This is a genomic window from Williamsia sp., assembly GCF_036566845.1.
In the GTDB taxonomy this organism is placed as follows: Bacteria; Actinomycetota; Actinomycetes; order Mycobacteriales; family Mycobacteriaceae; genus Williamsia.
The window spans coordinates 1-22570 of record NZ_DATCVM010000112.1; the positions used below are offsets into that span (position 1 = coordinate 1).

The window sequence follows — 22570 nt, forward strand, 5'->3', positions numbered from 1 at the left end:
TCGGTGTTGACCGAGTCCATCGGTCAGGCGCCGATCGAGGTCTCCCGGGACCGCGAAGGGACGTTCGAACCGCAGATTGTCAAGAAGTGGCAGCGCCGACTCAACGGGGTTGATGAGATCGTTTTATCGTTGTACGCCAAGGGTTCAACGACCGTGAGATCAGCGCGCACTTCGCGGAAATCTACGGCGCTACGGTTTCGAGGAGACGATTTCCCGGATCACTGACAAGGTGATCGAGGAGATGCAGGACTGGTCCGCGCGGCCCCTCGATGAGGTGTACGCGGCGATCTTCATCGACGCCATCGTGCTATCAGCGCGCCAGCATTGGGACGCCCTCAAGCGCGATGTCAAACCGATCTACACCGCGCCGAGCGAGGCCGCGGCGCGGGCGGCATTCGACGAGCTGGCCGAGCACTGGGGCAAGCGGTACCCCGCGATCATCCGGCTGTGGGACAACGCCTGGGAGGAGTTCATCCCCTTCCTTGACTCCGACACGGAGATGCGTCGAGTCATACGTTCTACCAATGCAATTGAGTCGTCGAATGCGCGGTACCGGCGGGCGGTGAAAGCTCGCGGCCATTTCCCCAGCGAGCAAGCCGCGCTCAAATGTTTGTACCTGGCGACCCGTTCGCTGGACCCGACCGGCAAGGTCGGGCACGATGGATCACACGGTGGAAACCCGCTCTCAGTGCCTTCGCGATCACGTTCGCGGACCGTTGGCCCGGATCAGAAACCTACTACTGGAAAGCGGCCGAAACACCGTTGACGAGATAGTCCCTCACCGACTAAACGAGTTCCAATACTACGTGGTTGTTGAGATCGGCCGCTTGATCGATGAACTCGGACATGATGGTGAATTTGGTTCGGAGATATTCGATATTCTGACTGTTCCAGTTTCGGAAAGGTCCGATCTGCTGCTGTGTGAGGTCGGCCGCCGAGGTCGAGTCGAGTAGCGTGTCAAATGTGATGTGGGCGAGAATGTCTCGTGTCGCCGCTACGTACTCGGGGCTCATGTAGTTGGGGATGCCTTCGCTGAAGTCGATATTTCCCGGTATGGAACCCTGTCCTCTGAGTGGATTCACCGGCAGTTCCGAACGGTCGAACATCAGCTCGAGAGCTTCGCGCGCTTTGTCGATGTCGACTGTCATCGCTGGGTCAGCGTCGCGCAGCCCGTAGACGAACTCGACGACGTCGTGAGTCGAATCGCAGAGGTGGATCTCGTGTAGGTCGGCATCGCTGAACCTGGTGTATGACTGGATGAGCCCCATTGATGCTTTCCCTCCTCCTGGCATCAAACTGCCGCGACCTAGCTAGGCTGGTCGGCAATCGCGTCGATCACAACGATCCGTCGCCTAATCCAATCACATTCTGCGACGAATTGTTCGGCAACACAATAAGATTGCAGTTCAGTGTTGTGGGTGCAGGTAGGGCGAAAGGTTGAATTCCATTCGCAGGGAAAGGCATCGTCGTCGCCGCAAACTATCGACTACAGCCCACCAACGTGGCATCAATCTCATCGACATCCTCGTCGATGCCGACGTGACTGTGACCTTCGTCTGTCCGCACAGCCTGCGCGACTTCCTCACCGCGGTGACCGCCTGCCCGACGCATTTTCGCATGGATAGCCGCGTGTAGATGCTTCGGAATCACGTGAGAACTCTGCGTGAAAACCGTTGTTTCACAACGCCTTCTTCTCCACCGCAGCCCTGGGAACAATCCCGTGCTCGGGCGCATCTATTGGTGTGACCCGGTTTGTCCGCGACCCCCTCGATGCTGCGTTGCCCTGTTTGTTGGCGTCACTGGGCTGTGCCTGCTCGCCGGTGGCTTGCATCTGTTCTGGTTGAGGTTGCTGAGATGAGTCGACACGACTGTTGAAGTTGTCGGGCAGCGTTTGATGGTCCCGGTACGCCACGTAGAACTCATGCATTCAATCCCGCACCACAGCCGGCACGAGCGTCACAGAGTGCTGAATTGTTGCGTAGTCGAGACTCGATCGGCGTGTGGTCGTAAACCCCACCCGTCACAATGGCCTCAGCAGCAACACCGATGCGCTGACCATAGGAGGCTCATGCGTGCCTTTCGTTCGGCAACGATCGGGGTAACAGTGCTCGCCATGGCCGCCGCTGGTCTGGTTGTTCTCACCCCGCCGGCAACTGCCGCGCCTTGCGGTAATGCCGGTAGCAGCGGGTCGAGCCTGCTGCCCGACTTCGGGAGTAGTAGCGGGAGCAGCGGTTTCGGAAGCAGCGGGCCAGGAAGTTCAGGTGGAGGCAACCGCGGACCGCAGGGTCGACTCCCGGTGATCGTCGGCGGCAACACCAAAACCGTCGCGTGGGTCACCGGGCCGGGAAGCCAGAACGACACCCTCGACCGGTTCGGTATCTCCGGCACCGACCTGGGCATCATGTGGGACAATGGTTCTGGTCAAACCCTGATGGCCGTCGGTGACACGTTCGGTGACTGTGACGCCGGTGGCCAGGAATGGCGGCACAACGTGCTCCTGCGGTCCGATGACAATGATCTTGCCGATGGGATCACGGTGCCCGATGCCGTCCCGGGTGACATCAGTTCGGGATCGATCGTGACCGCCGAACGACCCCGGTTCTCGCAGGAGATCATTCATTCGCTCGGTATCCCTGACATCGAGGTCACCGACATCCCCACCGCCGCGATCTCGATCGGGGGCGTCCAGTACATCAACTACATGTCGGTCCGGTCGTGGGGCGACCCCGGCCGATGGGTCACCAACTTCTCCGCAGTCGCGGTGTCCCACAACAACGGCCAGACGTGGGAGACCGATATCAGCACGATCCGCGTCAACGCCGACATCACCCTGCCCGGGGTCGAGCAGGTGAACCCCGACAACAGCAAGTTCCAGATGAACGCCTATGTGGCGGGCAAGGACGGGTACATCTACCAGTTCGGCACTCCCAATGGCCGTTTCGGAGCCGCGTCGCTGACTCGCTTCAACCCCGCCGACATCCTCGACCTGACCAAGTACGAGTACTACACCAACAACGCCGCAAACAGGTGGTCAACCGAGTTCGGCGATCTGAAAGCCGTTATCCCACAGCCGGTCAGTGAGATGTCGGTGGCGTGGAGCGACTACCTTCAGCGATACATCATTCTCTACGGGAACGAACTCGAGGGTCGAATGGTGATCCGCACCGCCGAGCACCCGGAAGGTCCGTGGAGCAGCGCCAAGACGTTGTTCACGTCGTTGCAGCTCGGCGGCGGGATGTACGCCCCGTACGTCCACCCGAAATCGATCGGACGCGACCTCTATTTCACCGCGTCGAGGTGGGCCGACTACAACGTGATGCTGCTGCGCACCGATCTCGATCAGATCTGAAGCCGGCCAGGATCAATCGTTTGCTCAGTCCCGGGAGTTGGTACCCGGGCTGGTGCGGGAGCGAGGTGCTGAGCCGACGTCGTCCACAGCGCGGTCCGATGATGTGGCCCGGCCCGGGCTGAGTTCACGTGTACCCGCTGTATCCTGGGATGCGGCGCCGGCTTCGTCCTTGTGCATCTCACTGACTTCGCTCTTGAAGATCCGCATCGATCTGCCGAGTCCCCGTGCTGCGTCGGGCAGCTTCTTGGATCCGAACAAGACCAGAAAGACAACCACCACCAATATGATGTGCCACGGTTGCATTGCGCCCATGTCTCTATCCCCTTTGTTGGTTGGTACCGCTCAGAAGCTGTTGGTCGGTGTTGTCGGGTTCCTGGAACGACGACTGCGGCGGGTACGCGTCGAGCATCATCGTGGCCACCGCAGTCAGTGCTGCGCCCCACTCCTTGGCCATCGCGTCCGTCCACGCAGAGCCAGCGATGTCTGCCATCGTCTCCACCAAAGTTGTTGCCACCCAGCCGTACATCGGTGGAGTCACACCGAGTGAGGCGTGGACACGTCCGAGTGCTCCCAGCGACGATTGCAACCAGTCGGGATCGTCGAGATGTTCCAGAACGGCAACGATCGCCTGCTGCAACATGGCCGCCTGCGGCCGGATGTTCTTGCCGAACAGCGCCTCCACCTCCGGATGCTCGGCGAACAGCCGCTCATAGAATCGAACAGTGAAGTCTGGGTCGTCGGCGGTGATCAAGGTCAGACTGTGTTCGAGCAGGGCTCTGTCCATGAGACTTCCTTCGTTGGGTCAGGCGAGAGCGGCGAGATAGGTGTGTGCCCAGTCCACGGCGGTCAGATCGGTATCAACTTGAAACGTCGCGTAATTGGCGTGTGCACCCGATTGCAGGAACTGCTTGAAGAGATTGATCTCCTCGCGAACGCGGGCATCACCGACCTCGCGAACAACGGCTGCAGGGTCGCCGTCGGTGATCATGTTGTTGAAGATCGCCTCTGCCTCGGACTGATACTGACCGATCTGACTGGGTGTCGGATCACTTGTCTCCGCCAGATACCCGGCTATCCGGGTGACGTAATAGCCCTGTGGCACATTGCAATACAGGTCCTCCGGTGCGCACAGGCTGAACGAGCGTGGAAGCAGCCACCCCATGCCGTCGAGTCGCGGACCCCCGCTACCTTCCCCGGTCAGCGCTGGGCCCACCACATTGTCGTGGCGGGACCGGCGCGGATCCGACAAGAGGACCACTCCGGCCACCTGCGTCGGTGCGATCGCGGCGCGCCCCGTACCGATCTCGGAGGCGACGTCACCAGCTGCGTCCGCGCCCTGGCTGTAGCCGGTGAGTGCGATCTTGGTGCCGGGGCACCGACGAAGCATTGACACCGCGAGTCCGGTGGTGTTGGCAACCGCTTGGGCCTTCGACCGACCGTAAATGGCCTTCTCCCAGGGAAACGCGGTCGCGTCATATCCGACGAACTGCACTGTGGTCTCCGGGCCGAGTCCGGACGTGACCGCACTGAGTAGGCCGGGATTCTCTCCGTCGGCCCATGTCCCGGGTACGGCCAGAACGTAGAGCTCTGGGCAGTCCGATGGGGCTGCGTGCGCCGGAAGCTTTGTCACTGAGGATATTCCGGCCAGCATGAGCGCTGATAACAGAGCTGTCAATGCCGGCTTCCAGGTTCGGCGCTTGTTGGTTTGCATTCGGTGTTTCCCCGTGGCGCAGACGGTGTGTCAGGGGTGGTTCGGGTTGTTGATGACCGGGATGCTGATGTTGATGGGCATGCGGAGTTCGGACATGTAGAACAAGACGAATTGGCGCAGGAACTCGTCGAAGAGCCAGTACGCTTCTTTGGGTAGCCCTACGTCGAGCAGGCCTTCGCGGACCAGTACGTAAGGACCCCAAGCAGTTTCGAGAAGGGGCGTCCAGACGGGTTCGGTGGGGATGCGGAGCCAGTTGGCGATTTCATCGCCGAGCATGAAGCGGGTCAGCGCACCGAGTATCGGCCTGGTGAGCAGCGTCAGGTCGAGGTTCATGCCGAGGTCGAGGAGGATGTCGGCGAGCTTGATGCCCTCGGGCGTGGCCGCGAGGATGGGGTCGAGGACTTGCTTGGCCTGCGAATCGGCCTCGTTCCAGGATGCGGGGATGTACTGGTCCTCGACGCCGAGAAGGTGAGCACTGAGCTGCCACGAGTGCAGGAAGCCCTCGGATTCGTCGGGGGCGATCGGAACCTTCCACTTGTTCAGGTTGCGCATCACGGTGGTGGGCAGGCTGTGCCAGGTGACCATGATGTCTGCCTGGCTGATCGGGACGTCCTCGGGGGCGGAGTTCACCCAATGCGGCGACTGTGGCAACAGATGCCGCACCGCCGCGTGAGCCAAACGGGTCTTCACGCAGGTGACGACCATCTCGCCATCGGGCTGATAGGCGTTGAGCGAGCCGATGTCGTAACCCAGCTTGGCAGTCTTCGTGATGCGGTCCTTCATGTCCGCGCCACCCTTGGAGTAATACACCGCGCGAGCCTCTTTCGGGATGACCGTGCTCATCATGCCGCTGGCGAAGCCGTACAAGACGCCCAGGTAGGTGCCGCGCTTCTGGTTGAAACTGACTGCGCTGGCGAGCTTGTCCCGATCGGTCCAGGAGGGCAGTTGGCGGGCGTGTTCCATGAAGTCTCGCAGCTCGGTCGGAAGCCCTGCGGGCAACGGCTGAGAGTTCTTGGTCCAGCCTTTGAGTAGTTCGTTGACTTTCGGGACTTCGCCTCGATCGAGCAATCCGGCGACGACGGGATCGGCCTCGACATCCCACACCCCGCGAGGATCTGCCCCGCTGCCCGTTCCCGGCACCGACCCGGCGGGCGACCAGGTCCATGGAGTCGCGGAAGCAATCAGACTGAACGCACCAGCCGCCCCGACCACACCGCCGGCCTTGAGCATGTTGCGTCTGTTGAAATTGTCCATTTCGAGTCCCGTCCTCAGATGCCAGTGCCTGTGCCATTGATACGAGTTGCGTATCTTCGTATCATTGGAGCATATCTGTGGCGCCGATCACAAGAGTCGCCATAAATGTCTGGTATCACTACTGAAGGGTTTCCGGTGGAACAACCAGCTCAAAGGCTCATGGCCGGTCCCTCGGGTGCAGAGTCCTTGCTGAATCGGGCGTTTGAAGAGGCCCGGGAGCGCATCGGCAACCCGGATGTCACTCGGACCAGACTGCTCGATGCGGCGTATGAGCAGTTCTGCCGCAGAGGGATTCAGCGCTCGTCGATGGACGACGTGGCGAAACGTGCGGGCATGTCGCGCATCACCGTGTACCGGCGGTTCGCGACCAAAGATGAGTTGATCGAGCACGTAATCCTGCGGGAGTTCAGGCGATACTACGATCAATTTCAGATCGACATGAAGTGCGCAGAGACGGCGACTGACAGGCTTGTGGTCGGCTTTGTCGGTTCGCTTCTAGCGTTTCGGAGCAATCCGCTGATCGGCGGCCTCATCGCGGCCGAACCGAACCTCCTGGCCGGATCAATGGTCGGAGACGACGGCAGAACGCTGGCCGCGGTGCGCCAGTTCGTCGCCGGTCAGTTGCGCCGGGAACAGCGAGCGAGGAACATCCCTGACGGCCTCGACACAGATCTCGTTGCCGAGGTCATGGTCCGTATCTCAGCCTCGTTCCTCACCACGCGCAGCCACGTTGTCGATCTGGATTCCGCAGAGGAACTGACCGCGGTCGCGCATCAGTTCCTCGTACCCATGCTGCGGTTGCCGTCAGCGCGCGGATGACCTAGAGGTCAACGCTGACAGCGCGTTTGAGAATCCTGCCCGCGTCAGATGTCCTCATGGCGAGCCCGGCGGGAGTGTCACGCAGAACGGATGACCCGCCGGATCGATCAGGACGCGCCACTTCTGTGGACTGGGCTGAGTATCGGGCATACGCGCACCCGCGGCCAGAGCTGCCTGCTCTGCCTTGTCCAGGTCGTCGACGAACAGATCGAGATGCATTTGTTTGGGCACGGTGGTATCGGGCCAATCGGGCGGGCTGTGGTGCAGGACCCTTTCGACGGTGATGAACACCCCCTTGGCCTTCAGGACCACCAGCTCGTCCGATTCATGGACGACCGGTAGAGCAAGCAATTCACCGTAGAAGCGGGCCAGGGTGCTCGGGTCATCACTATCCAGTGAGATCGCACCCAGTCGGGCTATGGACATTCGATTACCCTCGGCTGCTACGTTTTTCGAGGTAGTGATTCGCCTGCCTGACCTCGTCGTCGATGTTCGCGGGCAGGTTGCGGCGCAATATGGGGTCGATCAACCAGCGCACCGCCGGCGTGAGCTCAGCCGACATCGTCCTGGTCACCAGGATCCCGTCCTCGACCGGTTCGCATACGAAACTCGCTTCGAACTTCATCAGCCGGTGCCATACCTTGCTCTCCGGCAGCGGGGACAGTTCGACATCGACCCGTTTACCCGGTGTGAGAACCCCGCGGGCAACCATTTTCGGAGTGGGTCCGGGAAGTCCAGGCATCGCCGGACGGAACTTGAACTCGACCAGATTGCCTTCCCTGCGAACCCAGTCCATCGGGCCGAGTTTGTCGTCCACTTCCGAGTATCGTTCGACATCCATCGCGAACTCCAGGAACTCGTCGGCCGAGCAGGCCATCCTTTGCTGTGCTGCGGCAATTACCATTGCGCACCCCTTCCCTGGATTCGATGTGCCGTAACCCTGAGTGATTCCACTGTTTTCACGCTGACCTCCATGTCTTGTACGTTGGTTTCGAGACAACACGGCTGAGCTGAAGACCTCACTGCAGATGCTTGCTCACGCGCCCCCTCCCGCGGTCTTCGATGTGAATCCGGACGAGTATCAGCGTCCGAGCATGGTGTTGACACTGTCGGCGAATGCCGCGGTCGAGAAGCAGCTGGGTTCGGCGAACTCCTCATGTGTCAGGGACGCGTGCCAGCTGGAATCGGCGGAAGCTCGAAGCAGTGACTTGGTCATCGCCGCCGCATGTGTCGGCAATTGAGTTATGCGAGAGCACCATTCGTCGGCCGCGTTCAGAAGCTGGCCGTGTTCGACAACGTCTTGCACCAACCCGAGTCGTTGAGCGGCGTGTGCGTCGAGGTGCTCGCCCCGCAGATAGAAGGCCAACGCTCCCTGGTAGCCCAGACGACGGGTCAACGCCCAGCTCGTGCCGACCTCGGGAATCAATCCGAGGCGTCCGAACGCCGGCACCAGAACAGCTCGTTCACTCGCCAGCACGATGTCGCAGGTGAGCGCCCAAGCCAGGCCGACGCCGGCGGCCGGACCGTTGATGGCCGCCACGAAGATCGCGTCAGATCCCGCGATGATTTTCGCAATGCCGCCGAACTCGCGTCGGATCCAGCGCCACATGTCGGTGACACCTTCCTCGGCTTCGAGATAGCTGATGGCAGTGCGCATCATCTCGAGGTCACCGCCCGCACTGAACCCCGGGTCAGCGCCGGTGAGAACAACGGTGCGAACATCGACATCGTCGGCGAGGTCAGTCAGCGCACGTCGCAACTGGCGGACCAGAGGGGCCGATAGGACATTGAGGCGGTCAGGTTCGTCGAGCGTGACCACAGCCCGGTCGCCGGACCGGTCGACACGGACGAGCGGTGGCGCTTGGGGGCTGTCACCTTCGGCGATGATGGCCCGGTACAACGAATCCTGCTGCTTCATGACGGTCTCACTCCTCGGTCGGCGACCTCAGTGCTGCCCATGCGGCGGTTGCGAATGTTTCGACGGCTCTACTCGAAATCTTTGTTTCTGTGCCGGAGATCCAATACCGGCTGTATTCCTGTGCGGGGCCCAGCCACAACGCCGCGGTGATCCCGGTTTTCATCGGACCGACGACACCGTACGCATGGTGCGGACGCCACCAATCCGCCACGGCGCGCAGGAACTCACGATTCGCGTCCTGCAATTCCGGACTGTCAATTCGGTCCCCGAGAAGCAACGAGGCCTCTGCCTTGTTCTCGACGATCCACCGAAGGTGGTATTTCACGCCGGCCCTGATTCCACCTTCGGCGGTGGACTGCTTGATCACCTTGTGCAGGAAGCCCTGCTGGTACTCGCCGATCAGCTGCGCGAAAACCGCTGCGGCCAAGGCCTGCTTGTCTGGGAAGTGGTGGTAGAGCGCTCCGACGCTCACTTCGGCTTCCCGGCGAACCTCGTCGAGAGTCGGACTCAGCGGACCGTCTGCCGCAAAACGGCGTCTCGCCGCGCGCAGCAAGCGCTGGCGTGCGTCGGTGCCACGTGATGCAGCAGGCATGAGGACTACTCTACCCACACCGAGGTATCCTCTGTCAACGGATCGAATCACAGGAGAAGGCCGTGGAATACGGATACGACCGGACCGGAGCCACCTATTCCCAGACCCGCCGGGCGGACCCGCGCATCGCGAAGTTGATCGCCGATGCCCTCGCCGGGACCGAGTCTGTTGCCAACATCGGCGCCGGCTCCGGTTCGTATGAGCCTGCCCAAACGGTCGTGAGCGTGGAGCCGAGCAGCGTGATGATCGCCCAACGCCCACCCGGCGCAGCACCTGCGGTTCGCAGTACCGCAGAGCGGCTACCCCTGGGCACGGGGGTGGTGGATGCCGCGCTCGCAGTGCTGACGGTGCACCATTGGCGCGATGTCGACGAAGGGCTGGCGGAGATGGTTCGCGTGGCGCGCCACCGGATCGTGATACTCACGTGGGATCCCGAAGTGTTCAAACGGTTTTGGCTTGTTCGGGACTATCTTCCGGCAGCCGGGGCCACCGACGCGCGCCTCGCGGTCCCGATTAGTGGATTCTCTGCCCTGCCGGGGAAAGTGTCGGTTGCCGCGGTCCCCGTTCCACATGACTGTGTAGACGGATTCGGTGCGGCGTTCTGGCGTCGACCAGCCGCCTACCTCGACAGGACCGTGCAGGCAGGTATGTCTTTGTTCGCCCTGACTCCACGAGCGGACCTCGAAGCCGGTCTCTCACGGCTGCGCGAGGATCTCGCCAGCGGATCGTGGTCGTCGCGCTACGCGTCACTCGCCGCCAGGTCTCATTTCGACGCGGGGTATCGACTTGTCGTCGCCGACTACTGAGCCTGATCTATGTCGACGATCGCGTGTTGATCACCAGACTCAGTGCCCCGTTGAGAAGTGTCCGGTCACTGGATGCGATGGTGAGTCCGCGGCGTGCGGCCTGGGCGACGATCATCCGGTCAAATGGGTCCTTGTGGTCCCAATCAAGGCGTCCCGCGGTGGCCGCATCCGTCGAGTCGATCGGCAGATCGGTGGCGCCCATGCCGTCAAGAGTGTCGTTCCATACCGACAACAGGGCATCACCATTGAAGCGGCCGATCCGGGTCTTGATCGCGATCTCCCACGCCGAGGCTGCCGACACGAAGAGCTCGTTGGCTCGGTCGGACAGGACCTCGTAGGCTTGGGATGACATTCGGTCTGGCGCTGTGACCAGCCACAAAAGGGCGTTGGTGTCGAGGAGGATGGACGTCACAGTGTGGAGTCCCAGGCCGAGAGCTCGGACTCGGGCAGCGGGTCATCAAATGACTCGGGAATGACCAGATGTGGGAGTTGTCCGAATGTTCTCGGCGTTTTCTTGATGGGGGAGATCACTGCCACCGGCCGCCCGTGGTTCGTGATCGTCACCGAGATACCGGACTTCTCGACCTCCGCCAGCACGGCATTGAGCCGCGTCTTGGCTTCAGTACTGGTGATGATCTTCATCTATCTAAAATACTCCAGTAAGACTAGTTGGAATAGTCTTAATCGCACGAGGTGGGCTTCTGTCACCGAGCAATTCGTTTCGAAGCCCAGGCAATTGTCGGTGTCAGGCGACGTCCTGGACCAGAGCGAATGCAAAGCCGTCCCAACCCTTGGTTCCCACGGTTTGAAGTGCGGTGGCGTCGAATCGAGGGTCGGTGGCAAAGAGTTCGAGCACCTCTCGACTGGCCCGCACGCGTTCGTCGTCCTCGGTGGAGTCGGCGATGGCGCCGTCGCGGACGACGTTGTCGACAACGATCACGGTGCCCGGTCGGGACACCCGCAACGCGGCCAGGACGTAGTTGCTGTTGTTCGGTTTGTCGGCGTCGATGAACACCAGGTCGAACGGAGCGTCGCCCGGCAGCGTGGGCAGGGTGTCCAATGCGGCACCGACTCTGATGTCCACGCGGTCGCCCACTTCCGCGCGGTCGAGGTTGGCCCGGGCCACGTCGGCGTGATGGGGTTCGAACTCGAGGGTGATGACCTGGCCGCCTTCACCTACGGCCCGAGCCAACCAGATGGTGCTGTAGCCGCCGAGCGTCCCGATCTCGAGGACACGCCGGGCGCCGATCGCTCGTGCGAGCAGATGCAGGAATTTGCCCTGCACCGGCGCGACGTCGATCGGCGGTAGCTGCGCCGCGGCGTTCGCCGCGATGGCGGCATCGAGTGCGGGATCTCCTCCGATCAGGAGATCACTCACGTATTTGTCTGCTGCGGCCCAGTCGGCGGTCATGGTCTCATTGTGCCGATCCCTGACAGGACTGCCGGTGACCGGCGGAAACCGGTGGCTACTCGGCGTCCTGATCGGCCTTCTCGAAGATCAGGTACTGCGCTGAGATGAGCTGGTCGAGATCGGTCCTGTCATCCAGTGCTGATGCCTCCCCGACGTAGCGGCCGTTGGTGACGTAGCAGTAGTCCTGGGTGCCGTCGGTGGTGTCTTTGGTGACACACGTTGCGGCCGGCAGTCCGGGCGGGCTGGGCGCCGGGGCGTAGCCGTCGGACTTGATCAGGTCTTCGATGAAGACGTCCGAGATTTCTTGAGCGTCTTCGGGAGTCGCGGCACGGTAGACGATCGTCTTGTACTGCGCATTGTGCTTGGCGCCCGCGTCGGTCAGCGTGTCGTACGTCAGCGCCGGATTGGTGGAGCGGTGTGCCATGCCGCGCGGTCCGTAGACAGCCATGTCGTTCCCGAGCCCGGCGTCGGCATCTTCCTCCGGGACGGCGTAGATCAAGATGTCGTTCTGATCGATCTCCGGCATCGCGCTCTTGCCCCCGTTCTGTTCTTTCGTCGGGGTGGCCGGGAACTTGTCGATCAAGGGTTCTTGCAGCTTGAGCGCGGTGGCGACGGACGTCGAGGTCCAGTCCTTCTCGGCTGTCGGCGCAGAGGCCCAGGTGTAGATCACGTAGTCACCGTGGGCGGTGAACGCGTTGAGTGAGACCTCGTCGGCGGTGCCGCTCGACGAGATCAGGGTGTTGGGAAGGGTGCCGACCTTTTCCGGCGCTTCCTTCAGGGCCGGGTCGGGGTTGTTGATCAGCGCGTTGTGCATTTCCGCGGCGCCGGCGGCAGCTGCGGCAGGGTCCGAGTACCGCAGCACCATCTGCACGAGAGCCCGGTCGACTTCCTGCGAGTTCGCCACCGGGGTCGACGCGGTGGAGACGTAGCCGTACAGCATTTTGCCGTTGGCAGGTCCCGTCCCGACTCCGGGTGAGAGCACCACGTCGAGGTTCTTCGCGCTGCGGATGACCATCGTCGGCATCGAGACCTCCGTCAGCTCCGGGTCGACCTCAAAAGGCAGTGTCACGAACTCGGCGAGCCGTTGGCCTTCCACGTCGAGGATGTTCTCGGTGGTCGCCGTGCCGTAGGGCGCGGCCGGCTCGGTCGGATAGGTGCCGGGATCGACCAGTGCGAGGTCGACGGGCGCCTCGGCGGTGGCACTCGACGAGGCGGCCACCGAAGTGCCGTCGGTCTCGGTGCTACATGCGGTCATCATGAGTCCCGCAGTCAGCAGGGATGCCGGGATCAGCAGCCATTTCTTCACCATTGAGTGGTTCCTTTCAGGTCGCGCAGTGCCGGGCTCTGCGCGGCGGGCTGGAGTATCTGATGCAGACCGGGGCGCCGATGGTTCCCGACAAATCATGTGACTCACGTCACTGCGGGAGCCGTGAACGGCCCGCCCCCCTCACCTCGGGGCCGATGTGCGGGGGAATGTCGTGCCCACTAGTCTCGTGTCCGGCGAGTAGTGGGGTCGGAGCCGGGCATTGCCGAAGTAGATCTGAGAGGGCATTGATGGGTGCGGTGGCAGGAGAGCCTGGCTCGCCGGTCTCCCACGCTCCCCAGGAGTTCGTCGCCGCCGCCGGCAAGGTGTTGCGAGCCTACAAACTCGATCAGGTCGCGAATCTGGCCACGGAAAAGCTGTCCACCGACAACCAGGTTCGGTCGGCTGTGGTCGTCGGGGAGGTCAAGCGCGGAAAGAGTTCGCTGGTCAATGCTCTGATCGGACATCGTGATCTCACTCCGGTGGGCGTGGACGTGACATCGACGATCCCGCTGAGCGTGACACCCGCGACCGACGACAACCCGGCCGGACCGGTGCATCTCCTGTTTCCCGATCACACCCGCGAAGTCGACGGCCGGGAGCTTGCGGACTGGGCGACCGTAGACGGCCGGTACGTCCGGGATCCCCAGATCGAATCGTTACCGACGAGGGCGATCATCCCGGTGGCGGGAAGTGCGTTGGGTGATGTGACGGTGATCGACACGCCCGGTGTGGGTGGCCTCGACCCGGCGTTGTCGAAGCTGGCGGTGCAGTCGGCGCAGCAGGCCTGTGTGGTGGTCATCGTCTGTGACGCATCCACGCCCCTGACCGCGCCGGAGATGGCGTTCATCAAGGATGCCGGCGCGTCGGTGGATGGCTTGATCGTGGCAGTGACCAAGACCGACAAGAACATTCGACGATGGAAGGCGATTGTCGGCGAGAACCGGCGCCTCCTGCAACACCACCTGCAGCGCGACGTGACCGTCCTCGGCGTGTCCAGTGTGCGAGCGTTGATCGCTGCGCAGATGCCACCGGGTCCCGCCCGCGAACACGCTGAAAAGGCTTGTGGAATAAGCGAATTACGGCAGGAGATCCGGAATCGACTGAGTGTCGCCGAGCGACTCCCGGCGCGAGATGCCGTTCGGACCGCCCTGGAAGGGCTGCGCAGCGTCCGCACCAAGGTGGCCGACGAGATCGCGGTGGTCGAGGGACGGGGTAAAGATGTCGCAGACCTGACAGACGAACTCGAACGACTCCGCGGACTGAAAGAACATTCGCGCGAGTGGGAGCACTATCTGACGCGGGATCTGACGATGATCCGGGGCCGGGCCATCGAAGACCTCGACGGCCGTCTGGACAAGATCCGCGACAACTGGACCACGCGAATCAACAAGCAGGGCATGGAGGTTTTGCGGAAGAGTCCGCAGAAGTTCACCTCCGACATGCACGTGGACCTGCAGATGGCCATGGCCGGAGCGTTGTCTGGATTTCTCGGTCAGCTCCACAACGAGGTGGTGATGCCCCGCTTCGGATCAGAGGTGATCTGGAACGAGATCTGCGAGCAGATCGTGTCATCGCTGTCCGACCGCCGCATCGAGGCCCACCAGGTCGGGTCCAAACGTCAAGGGCTGCTGGATCCTTCGATGCTGACCATGGGTGTCATGGGTTCTTCGATGATCGGCGGCATCATCGGTGTGTCGACGGTGCTGGGGGTCGGGGCCGTGGTCGGCGGTGTCTGGGTTGCGGTCAACCTCGGCTTCCGGGCGATGCGCTCGGGCAAGACCAATCTGCTGACCTGGCTCCGCGAGACGATCGCGACCACCAAGACCGCGACCACCCGGCTCCTGGAGCAGGCCATGGCCAACGCCCGTCCGGAGATCGTGCTGCGGTACCGCGAACACCTGCGCGCCAGCATCGAAACGCTGCAAGAACGCATCACCTCCACCAAGGATGCCGAAGCGGCCGACGCGGCGACCCGGACGAAAAACCTTGAACGTCTGGCCAAGAACCTGGAGATCGTCAACAAGCGAATCGCCGACGCGGAAGCACTGCTGACCGAACTGTCACCCGCACCAGATGCACCTGAATCCGCGGTGAGTGTGTGATGGCCGCAGTCGCAACAGATCCCATGCATCAGGTGCTCGATCAGGCGCTGCGTTCACTGGCGGGGCTCGGCGGCAACCTGGTGGACGAGGCGAACCGGATCGGGTCCGTGCTGTGGTCACCGCCGCGAGTGGTGATCGTCGGCAGGCTCAAGGCCGGCAAGTCAACCCTGGTGAACGCACTGATCGGTGCGCCGGTCGCGGAAACCGCTGCGTTGGAAGCGACTCGGGTGGTGGCGGTGTACCAGGACGGAGCACCGTCGCGAGCCGAGGTGGTCGACGTACAGGGTCGCCGGTACCCGGTCACCTTGGGTCGCGAACAGGTCACCGACCTGCCGCTGCCGGCCGAACAGATCGCGTATCTGCACCGGTGGCTGCCGTCGTCGGCGATCCGGTCGATCACGCTGGTCGACACCCCGGGCCTGGCCACACTCACCACCGAGAACGAGACCGCGACCCGGAGAGTCCTGATCGACGGTTTTGAACAGACCCGCACTGCGTCGGTGGATGCCGATGCCGCGGTGTTCCTGTTCGATTCGACCCCACGCGCCGATGAGGTGTCGTTTCTGAAGCAACTCGGCTTCACTCCTCTGAACACGCTCGGTGTGCTGTCGCGGGCCGACGGTTTCGGGGAGGGCGCACTCGGGCGGCGTGATCCGATCGAGCACGCAGCCACACATGCTCGCGTCTTGGCACGTCAGCTGTCCGACTCGGTGGCCACCGTTGTCCCCATCTCCGGACTGATGGCCCAGACCAGCCGCACCGGCGCACTCACCGAAGCCGATGCGTATGCGATGACAACCCTGGGCCGGATGCGGCCGCTGGAACTCATCGAACTCCTCGAATCCGATGACCCCGCACCACTCGATCCTCGGATGCGGGACCGACTGCTCGACCTGGTGGGCGAATACGGGCTGATCAACGGACGGGCGCCGGCCGGCCGAGGTGCCGCGGAGCTGAACCGGTGGCTGGTCGAACGGTCGGGCATCGCTGCGCTGCAGCACCTGATGCACACGTCGTTGTCGCAGTTCGCCGGATTGCAGCGGGCGTCGAGGATCCTGGGTCACTTCGATCAGTTGGCCTTCACTCATCCCGCACGCGATCAGATCCGCGGCATAGCCCAGTACGCGCGGTCCCAGCCCGCGATGCGACCCGTGGCCCTGTTCACCGATCTTCATCGCATGCTGGACGCGGATCCGGCGTCGCCGCTGGTCGGTGACCTGCGTCAGCTCCTGCTGGGCCGCACGCCGGCCGAGCGATTGGGTTTGCCACCCGGTCTGAACCGGGGGCAGGTGCAGGCCACCGCCGCGGCGAAGCTGTCCGAAGCCCACTCCCAGGCACTGTCGACGATGACGTCGGCGGAAGACGCGGCCCTGGTGACCCTGATCGCCACCTACACCGACCTGGCCAGATGATTTCAGCGCAGTCGGGAACCTTTGCCCACCCGGGCGCATCAAACGCTTCGTCCCGGACACAGCCGGGGACCATTGGTATCGGTGAAGGACAGACGTGATGACTGCTGATTGGCTACTCGGAATCGATTTCGGGACCTCGAATACCGCTGCGGCACATTCGGGGGCAACCAGTGGCGTGGTCGAGACCCTGGCGCTCTCGCATACGAGCAACGTCATGTCGTCGGCGGTGTTCGTGGACACCCCCGACCGGATCGCGGTGGGCGATGTGGCCCTGAACTCCGCCGAGCGCAATCCTGCCTCCTTCATCCCGTCACCCAAACGACTGGTCGGCCAGCAGTCGGTCATCAACGTCAACGGCTACAGCCTGCCCGCCTACGTGCTGATCGGTGCCGTGCTGCGCAGTGTGCTCGGCCGGGCCGCCGCCGCGCATGGCGGGCAGCCCCCGGCGCATCTGGTGCTGACCCATCCCGAAGCCTGGTCACCGATCCAGGTGCAGGTGCTCCGAGACGCGGCCGCGCAGGCCGGTGCCGATCCGCATCGCATCACCACCATCTCCGAACCCCGCGCCGCCGCACAGCATTACAGCCGCACGCACGCGGTTGATCCCGGTGCCCGCATCGCGGTGTTCGACTTCGGCGGCGGCACGTTGGATGTCGCGGTCCTGGCGGCCACCGGTCACGGCACCTTCGACGTGATAGCCGCCCGCGGCGACAATGGCCTGGGCGGCAAGAACTTCGACGCGCTGATCCGCCGGTGGGTCGACGGCCAACTCGAGTCCCGCAATCCGCCGCTGTTGGCGTACCTGCGCCGGGCTCCGGTCGGGATCCGCCAGAACCTCGATGATTCGATCCGTCGGGCGAAAGAGCTTCTGTCCGAGGCGCCTTCGGCGACCATCACGGTGGCGGGCGAGGGGTTCCACGAGACGCTGCAGATCACGCGCGATGAATTCGATGAATTGATCGACGCTCCGCTCGACCGTGCGGTTCACCTGACCCGGGCCGCGCTGGCCGACGCCGGCATCGCACCCGGGCAGCTGACGGCGTTGTATCTGACCGGTGGCACGTCTCGGATTCCGCTGGTGCATCAGAAGCTGGCGCCGCTGGGGAAGATCGCCACGCTCGACGACCCGAAAACCGTGGTTGCCCAAGGATCTTTGACCGCTTTGGTCGCCTCGCAGCAGACAGCCACCGGGCCGCAGTACGCGCAGACCCAGATACGTCCGTCGATTCCGGGCGCGGCCGACCTCTTGCCCAGCTCGCCGACCCCAGCGGCTCCCGCATCTGGTAAACGCACCAAGATCCTGGCCGCGGTCGCCGCGGTGGTTGTTGTCGCCGCGGCCGCGGTGCTGGGGATCGTCTTGACAAGCGGTGGCGACGAAACGCCGGGCAATGCGGCCGCCGTCAGCAGCACCACGTCGCAGCCCGACCAGGTTCCCACCACGGGAACAACATTGGCGGTGACCGAAGAGGAAGTGCTCGCAGGTTTGCCGACACAGCTCACCTCTGACTTCGCGGAATGCAAGAAGAACGGATTCACCGAGAACGACGGCGTCGAATTGCGGTGTGTTCTCAAGGACGACGGCGCGACGGTGGTGGGCACCACCGATGACGGGGTCAGCATGTTCGTGAGCCTGGATCTCAAAGAAGCGAAGAAGGACGTACTCAAGAAGCGCCAGCTCTACGGTCAGGACGAGGGTGACGAACTGGTGGAGAACACCGATCGCACCGCTGCCGCGGACATCGATGTCCAGTCTGGTGACTACGTGTACGTCACCTACGCGAACAACGTCACCGGTGTTCGAGCATCCATCCACGGACTCGACAGTGCAGAGAGTGCCAAGACGTTCCTCCGGCGGGCCGGCCTGGTGAACTGACTTCCCGACGTCGAACACTCTTTCCCCGTGCCTGATTGGCACGGGGAGTGTTGTGTTGAGGGCAGGGAACTTCTCACGGGCATCGCTGCATCCAATACACCACAACCACAGGGTATTTCGGGTTGTCGTCCGCGCGGGGGCGTCGAGGTGCATGCTCACGAGGGGTAGGCGTGACTCTCACCGCGAATGCCGTGCCCGTGCCAAAAGCGGGTGCGGGCACGGCACCGAACATGTGTGACCCGCGTGAAATATTTTCCGGGGCCGAGGGAACCTTTTGGTCCGCCGGCCGCATCCAACACTCCAACAACTACAAGCCACCTGAAAGGGCCCAACTGATGTCGAACTCCAGCCAGAACGTGACAAGCAATCCCGAAGAGGCCACCACCACCGGTTCGTCCGCGACACCGGTGAGTTCGAGCACCTCCACTTCTACCTCCACGTCGACGTCCGGCGGCTACGAATCGGCCCGCGACACCGACGGTGACGGCACGGTCGACGTGGTTCACCGGACCACTCCGGAAGGTCAGGCCGAGATCGCTCATGTCGACGATGCGGGGAACGTGACGCTGATCGAGCGCGACACCGACGGCAACGGCACATACGACACCGCGGCGAGTCAGCAGGAGGACGGAACGCTGCGGGTGGCGAACGATCTCGACGACGACGGGCAGGTCGATCTCGTGAGCTACCTCGACGAGGCAGGCAATCTGGTGCAGCAGGACTCGGTCGAGGACGGGATCGTCGTCGAGACCTTGGTCGACACCAATGCCGACGGACGTCCCGATGTCTCCGTCCTCGACAGCAACAAGGACGGTGTCGCCGACACCGTCATCCGCGACACCGACTACGACGGGGTCGTCAACGACATGGCAGTGGACGTCGACGGTGACGGCGACATCGACTTCTACAGTTCCGACAGCGACAACGACGGAAGCCTCGACTCGACCTGTACAGGTGAGGACGCGACCGCACCGGACACCGATGCCGGTGCCCCGGAGCCCGCGCCGACCGACGACGTCGTCCTCTGATCGCGCCATTTGCACGCCCGGGTCCGATGGCGGGAACATTGTGGGGTGCCGGTTGCATCCAACCTCGAGCGTGAGCGCCGGGGTGGTGGCGGAACGTGATGACACCCGGGATGACAGCCAGAGATGACAAGCAGGAGGTGGGCCGTGAGCGACGACCAGTCGGTCCTTGCCGAGTTGGGTATCAGCGTCGATGACTTCGACGCTCCCGCTCAGGCCTGGACGGCCGCGCTGGATGCCACCTTCGATCCCGCCACCGGGCCGGTCGCCGGCGACGTCGTCCCGGTCATGGACGACGAGCCGCACCTCGCCGATGACGAGCCGCACCTCGCCGACGGCGACATCGACCTCGCCGACGACGACATCGACCTCGGCGAAGACGATGCGTCGCTGCTCGATATGCGCGAGGCCAACAGCCATCGCGGTTCCGAGCCGGACGACGATTCAGATGGCGACATCGATACGTCCGTAGGCGATGGCGGCGCCGCGGCCGGTGCGATTCGCCTCGACGACGATGCAATCCCGGATCTCGGATTCGACTCCGACGACGACGATTCGTCGCGGTTCGACATCTGATCCGGGGTTGTCAGGGCGCATCTGATCGTCGGAGATGAGGTCGGTAGGATCTTCGCTGACAGGGGAGGGTCGGGCGAAGATCGATGGATGAAACGGAATTGCTGCTCAACGCACGTGCGGGCAGTCAACAGGCGTTTGCCGAACTCGTCACCCACTATCGGCCCCGGATCTGGGGCGTGTGCCTTCATATCGTCGGCGATCATCAGGAAGCCGAAGACGCACTTCAGGACACCCTCGTCTCGGCCTGGCAGAACCTGGAGAAGTTTCGCGGTGAAGCACGGTTCGGCACCTGGGTCCATCGGATCGCCGCCAACTGCTCGTTGATGATCGTTCGGAAGCGTAAGGCGCAGACCCAGCTCGTCGACTTCAACGACACCGATCAACCCATCCAACTCGAAGACGAGACCAGCGCCCGCTTCGACGACCGGATCGCCAATGTCGATGCCCTGCGGGTCGCACTGACCGCTCTCCCGGAAGACTTCCGGACCGCGCTGGTCCTTCGTGAGTTCGGTGACCTCAGCTATTCGGAGATCGCCGAACATCAGGGCGTCGGCGTCCAGACCGTGAAGTCCCGCCTCAATCGCGCCCGGACACAACTCACCCAGGCGATCCGCGCTTCGTAGCCGCCTCGGCACTAGGCTTTCCCACAAGCCCAGGGAGGTCCGTGATGTCTGACTCGGCGAACGAAAGCGCGGGTGCCGCCCGGCGCGGACGCCCACCGCGGATCAATCGCGAGGGCATCGTCAAAGCCGCACGAACACTGCCGTTGGAAACCGTCACGATGCAGGCCGTTGCGGATGTGCTCGGCGTCGACCGGAAAGCCCTCAGTTACCACGTCAGCGATCTGCGAGGCTTGCGCGAGCTGGTCGCGTTCGACGTGTTCGAGTCTGAACTGAGCCGGGTTGAACTACCCACCGGCGGTGACTGGCGTGAGGTGATCCGCCTGTATACCCGCGCCACCCGTGATGCCGTCATCGAGGTGGGAGCGCTCGCGATGTACGTCCGATTGTCCGGCGCCAGCGGTGTGCGAGCCCTCGAGCCGATCGAGCGGGTGGTGCAGGCCCTCGTCGATGCAGGTTTCGGTGTCGATGAATCGGGCCGGATCCTCGCGTTGCTGACGGAGGTGGCCTACTCGACGGGGCGGGACACGTTGAAGGGCGGCAAGTCCGATGCCCATCCCGACACCCACGACGTGGCACGCACGTTGACGGGCGCTCCGGAGAACGAGTTCCCCGTGCTCCGCGCCCTGGTCGGGGCACGGCAGAGTGCGAGCACCGATGATGGCCAACTCGAGTTCGACCTGGCCGTCATCATCGCCGGACTCGAGCGCCGACTGGAATCGATTCCGCCGCCCGGTTGATATCTTCCGGTTTCCACGCATCTTTGATTCTGATAACATACGTATTCAGATCTGGGGAGGGCGTATGGGGAAGAGTGACCAACGGATGTCAAGGGAATCGATGGACGCCATCGACGGCAGCTTCTTTTCGAAGTCGTTGCTGTCGATGGGGCAGACGATGAGCACCGCCAATGTGATCATGCAGTTGGCCAATCCTGCTGTCGGCTACGGCGTTGCGCGCAGCAAGGTGGACAGCGGACGGCTCGACCTGCATCCGATCAAGAGGGCCCGCACCACGGGGTCGTATCTCGCGGTGGCGGTGTTCGGCGATGCCAACGACCGCAGGCGCTTTCGTCAGGCGGTCAACCGGCAGCACGTGCATGTCCGGTCGGATGAGACCAGTCCGGTCGAATACGACGCCATGAACACCGACTTGCAGCTGTGGGTCGCCGCGTGCCTGTATATCGGATGGGAAGACATATACGAGCGCGTCCATGGGCCTTTGGCCGGCGCGGACCGGGAGACGTTCTACCAGCAGGGCAAGGTACTCGGCACCACGTTGCAGATGCCGGCCGAGATGTGGCCGCCCACTCGGCAGGCATTCGGGGAGTACTGGGACCGGCAGACGGCCGAGATCTCGATCTCCGATGAGGTGCGTGAGTTCCTCCTCGGGATCGCGAACTTCGACCACGCGCATCCCGCGATCAAAAAGCGTTATGGCCCGGTCAAATATCGGCGCACCATCGGATATCTGCCACCGCCCTTTCGGGAGGCGATGCGGGTTCGATGGACCGCCGCCGACCAGGAATGGTTCGACGGTTATGTCGATGGGCTCGTCGCCGCCGAACGGCGTAAGCCGTTGTGGTTGTCCCAGTTGCTGTTTCATGTGCTGCTGTGGGACGTCCGACTGCGGTGTCGACTGGGACGCCCACTGGTCTAGTGTCCTGCGCCAGAGATTCGTTGGATATATCTGGCGAGTGAATCGAGGATTTCTTCGGCGGTCTTGGTCCAGACGAACGGTTTGGGGTCGGTGTTCCATTGCGCGATCCAGGCCCGAACGTCCTTTTCCAGCGCTGC

26 protein-coding genes and 1 pseudogene are annotated in these 22570 nt (G+C 63.0%); 13 read left to right on the top strand and 14 right to left on the bottom strand.

Annotated features, from left to right (window positions below; translation table 11 throughout):
* A pseudogene (locus VIQ49_RS10175) lies at positions 1–774 on the top strand (transposase); the annotation flags it as partial.
* A gap of 11 nt (positions 775–785) precedes the next feature.
* Here VIQ49_RS10175 and VIQ49_RS10180 read toward each other — a convergent pair.
* On the bottom strand, positions 786–1268 hold the full coding sequence (locus tag VIQ49_RS10180; protein ID WP_331884006.1) for a DUF1877 family protein: 483 nt from the start codon (positions 1266–1268) through the stop codon (positions 786–788).
* Between the two features lie 169 nt (positions 1269–1437).
* Here VIQ49_RS10180 and VIQ49_RS10185 point away from each other — a divergent pair, with 169 nt between their 5' ends.
* Complete coding sequence (locus tag VIQ49_RS10185; RefSeq protein WP_331884008.1) at positions 1438–1635, top strand: hypothetical protein; 198 nt, start codon at positions 1438–1440, stop codon at positions 1633–1635.
* A gap of 43 nt (positions 1636–1678) precedes the next feature.
* Here the strand turns inward: VIQ49_RS10185 and VIQ49_RS10190 are convergent, their stop codons facing one another.
* Complete coding sequence (locus VIQ49_RS10190; RefSeq protein ID WP_331884011.1) at positions 1679–1927, bottom strand: hypothetical protein; 249 nt, start codon at positions 1925–1927, stop codon at positions 1679–1681.
* Positions 1928–2068: 141 nt separating this feature from the next.
* Here VIQ49_RS10190 and VIQ49_RS10195 point away from each other — a divergent pair, with 141 nt between their 5' ends.
* Complete coding sequence (locus tag VIQ49_RS10195; protein ID WP_331884014.1) at positions 2069–3349, top strand: DUF4185 domain-containing protein; 1281 nt, start codon at positions 2069–2071, stop codon at positions 3347–3349.
* 24 nt (positions 3350–3373) lie between these two features.
* Here VIQ49_RS10195 and tatA read toward each other — a convergent pair whose 3' ends face one another.
* The 4 genes from tatA to VIQ49_RS10215 all read right to left on the bottom strand — a co-directional run bounded on the left by tatA (position 3374) and on the right by VIQ49_RS10215 (position 6314).
* A complete protein-coding gene (gene tatA / locus VIQ49_RS10200; RefSeq protein WP_331884016.1) occupies positions 3374–3661 on the bottom strand; it encodes a Sec-independent protein translocase subunit TatA in 288 nt (95 codons plus the stop codon).
* 4 nt (positions 3662–3665) lie between these two features.
* On the bottom strand, positions 3666–4133 hold the full coding sequence (locus VIQ49_RS10205; protein WP_331884018.1) for a globin domain-containing protein: 468 nt from the start codon (positions 4131–4133) through the stop codon (positions 3666–3668).
* Between the two features lie 18 nt (positions 4134–4151).
* On the bottom strand, positions 4152–5000 hold the full coding sequence (locus VIQ49_RS10210; RefSeq protein WP_331884060.1) for a cutinase family protein: 849 nt from the start codon (positions 4998–5000) through the stop codon (positions 4152–4154).
* 90 nt (positions 5001–5090) lie between these two features.
* Entirely contained in the window at positions 5091–6314 is a 1224-nt protein-coding gene (locus VIQ49_RS10215; protein ID WP_331884020.1) for an oxygenase MpaB family protein, read from the bottom strand.
* Between the two features lie 159 nt (positions 6315–6473).
* Here VIQ49_RS10215 and VIQ49_RS10220 point away from each other — a divergent pair, with 159 nt between their 5' ends.
* A complete protein-coding gene (locus tag VIQ49_RS10220) occupies positions 6474–7133 on the top strand; it encodes a TetR/AcrR family transcriptional regulator (protein ID WP_331884063.1) in 660 nt (219 codons plus the stop codon).
* A gap of 54 nt (positions 7134–7187) precedes the next feature.
* On the opposite strand, the gene VIQ49_RS10225 is transcribed toward VIQ49_RS10220, so the two are convergent.
* The 4 genes from VIQ49_RS10225 to VIQ49_RS10240 all read right to left on the bottom strand — a co-directional run bounded on the left by VIQ49_RS10225 (position 7188) and on the right by VIQ49_RS10240 (position 9643).
* On the bottom strand, positions 7188–7559 hold the full coding sequence (locus VIQ49_RS10225) for a VOC family protein (RefSeq protein WP_331884023.1): 372 nt from the start codon (positions 7557–7559) through the stop codon (positions 7188–7190).
* Between the two features lie 4 nt (positions 7560–7563).
* On the bottom strand, positions 7564–8037 hold the full coding sequence (locus tag VIQ49_RS10230; RefSeq protein ID WP_331884025.1) for a hypothetical protein: 474 nt from the start codon (positions 8035–8037) through the stop codon (positions 7564–7566).
* A gap of 177 nt (positions 8038–8214) precedes the next feature.
* Positions 8215–9051 carry an enoyl-CoA hydratase/isomerase family protein gene (locus VIQ49_RS10235; RefSeq protein ID WP_331884027.1) on the bottom strand — a complete coding sequence of 279 codons (837 nt, stop codon included), beginning with the start codon at positions 9049–9051 and terminating at the stop codon, positions 8215–8217.
* 7 nt (positions 9052–9058) lie between these two features.
* On the bottom strand, positions 9059–9643 hold the full coding sequence (locus tag VIQ49_RS10240) for a TetR/AcrR family transcriptional regulator (RefSeq protein ID WP_331884029.1): 585 nt from the start codon (positions 9641–9643) through the stop codon (positions 9059–9061).
* A gap of 62 nt (positions 9644–9705) precedes the next feature.
* On the opposite strand from VIQ49_RS10240, the gene VIQ49_RS10245 reads away from it, so the two are divergent.
* Positions 9706–10449 carry a class I SAM-dependent methyltransferase gene (locus tag VIQ49_RS10245; RefSeq protein ID WP_331884031.1) on the top strand — a complete coding sequence of 248 codons (744 nt, stop codon included), beginning with the start codon at positions 9706–9708 and terminating at the stop codon, positions 10447–10449.
* Between the two features lie 7 nt (positions 10450–10456).
* On the opposite strand, the gene VIQ49_RS10250 is transcribed toward VIQ49_RS10245, so the two are convergent.
* From VIQ49_RS10250 to VIQ49_RS10265, 4 genes are all read right to left on the bottom strand, one after another.
* Complete coding sequence (locus VIQ49_RS10250) at positions 10457–10861, bottom strand: type II toxin-antitoxin system VapC family toxin (protein ID WP_331884034.1); 405 nt, start codon at positions 10859–10861, stop codon at positions 10457–10459.
* Complete coding sequence (locus tag VIQ49_RS10255; protein ID WP_331884036.1) at positions 10858–11091, bottom strand: type II toxin-antitoxin system Phd/YefM family antitoxin; 234 nt, start codon at positions 11089–11091, stop codon at positions 10858–10860. Before VIQ49_RS10255 ends, VIQ49_RS10250 begins: the two co-directional genes overlap by 4 nt.
* Before the next feature lie 103 nt (positions 11092–11194).
* A complete protein-coding gene (locus VIQ49_RS10260) occupies positions 11195–11860 on the bottom strand; it encodes an O-methyltransferase (protein ID WP_331884038.1) in 666 nt (221 codons plus the stop codon).
* A 55-nt stretch (positions 11861–11915) separates the two neighbouring features.
* On the bottom strand, positions 11916–13169 hold the full coding sequence (locus VIQ49_RS10265) for a DUF7373 family lipoprotein (RefSeq protein WP_331884040.1): 1254 nt from the start codon (positions 13167–13169) through the stop codon (positions 11916–11918).
* A 245-nt stretch (positions 13170–13414) separates the two neighbouring features.
* On the opposite strand from VIQ49_RS10265, the gene VIQ49_RS10270 reads away from it, so the two are divergent.
* The 8 genes from VIQ49_RS10270 to VIQ49_RS10305 all read left to right on the top strand — a co-directional run bounded on the left by VIQ49_RS10270 (position 13415) and on the right by VIQ49_RS10305 (position 22433).
* Complete coding sequence (locus tag VIQ49_RS10270) at positions 13415–15268, top strand: dynamin family protein (protein WP_414731616.1); 1854 nt, start codon at positions 13415–13417, stop codon at positions 15266–15268.
* The gene (locus tag VIQ49_RS10275) at positions 15268–16680 is read left to right on the top strand and encodes a GTPase (RefSeq protein ID WP_331884045.1); all 1413 of its coding nucleotides are present in this window, start codon (positions 15268–15270) and stop codon (positions 16678–16680) included. Before VIQ49_RS10270 ends, VIQ49_RS10275 begins: the two co-directional genes overlap by 1 nt.
* A 97-nt stretch (positions 16681–16777) precedes the next feature.
* Entirely contained in the window at positions 16778–18553 is a 1776-nt protein-coding gene (locus VIQ49_RS10280; RefSeq protein ID WP_331884047.1) for an Hsp70 family protein, read from the top strand.
* Between the two features lie 335 nt (positions 18554–18888).
* Positions 18889–19581: a hypothetical protein gene (locus VIQ49_RS10285; RefSeq protein ID WP_331884049.1), complete on the top strand. Its 693-nt coding sequence runs from the start codon at positions 18889–18891 to the stop codon at positions 19579–19581.
* A gap of 144 nt (positions 19582–19725) precedes the next feature.
* Positions 19726–20154 (top strand): hypothetical protein, encoded by a 429-nt coding sequence (locus VIQ49_RS10290; protein ID WP_331884051.1) that lies wholly within the window; start codon positions 19726–19728, stop codon positions 20152–20154.
* Positions 20155–20237: 83 nt separating this feature from the next.
* Entirely contained in the window at positions 20238–20777 is a 540-nt protein-coding gene (locus tag VIQ49_RS10295) for an RNA polymerase sigma factor (protein ID WP_331884053.1), read from the top strand.
* A 44-nt stretch (positions 20778–20821) separates the two neighbouring features.
* Complete coding sequence (locus VIQ49_RS10300) at positions 20822–21514, top strand: TetR/AcrR family transcriptional regulator C-terminal domain-containing protein (RefSeq protein ID WP_331884055.1); 693 nt, start codon at positions 20822–20824, stop codon at positions 21512–21514.
* 100 nt (positions 21515–21614) lie between these two features.
* Positions 21615–22433, top strand: coding sequence for an oxygenase MpaB family protein (locus tag VIQ49_RS10305; RefSeq protein ID WP_331884057.1), 819 nt, complete (start codon positions 21615–21617; stop codon positions 22431–22433).
* The last annotated feature ends 137 nt before the right edge of the window (positions 22434–22570 follow it).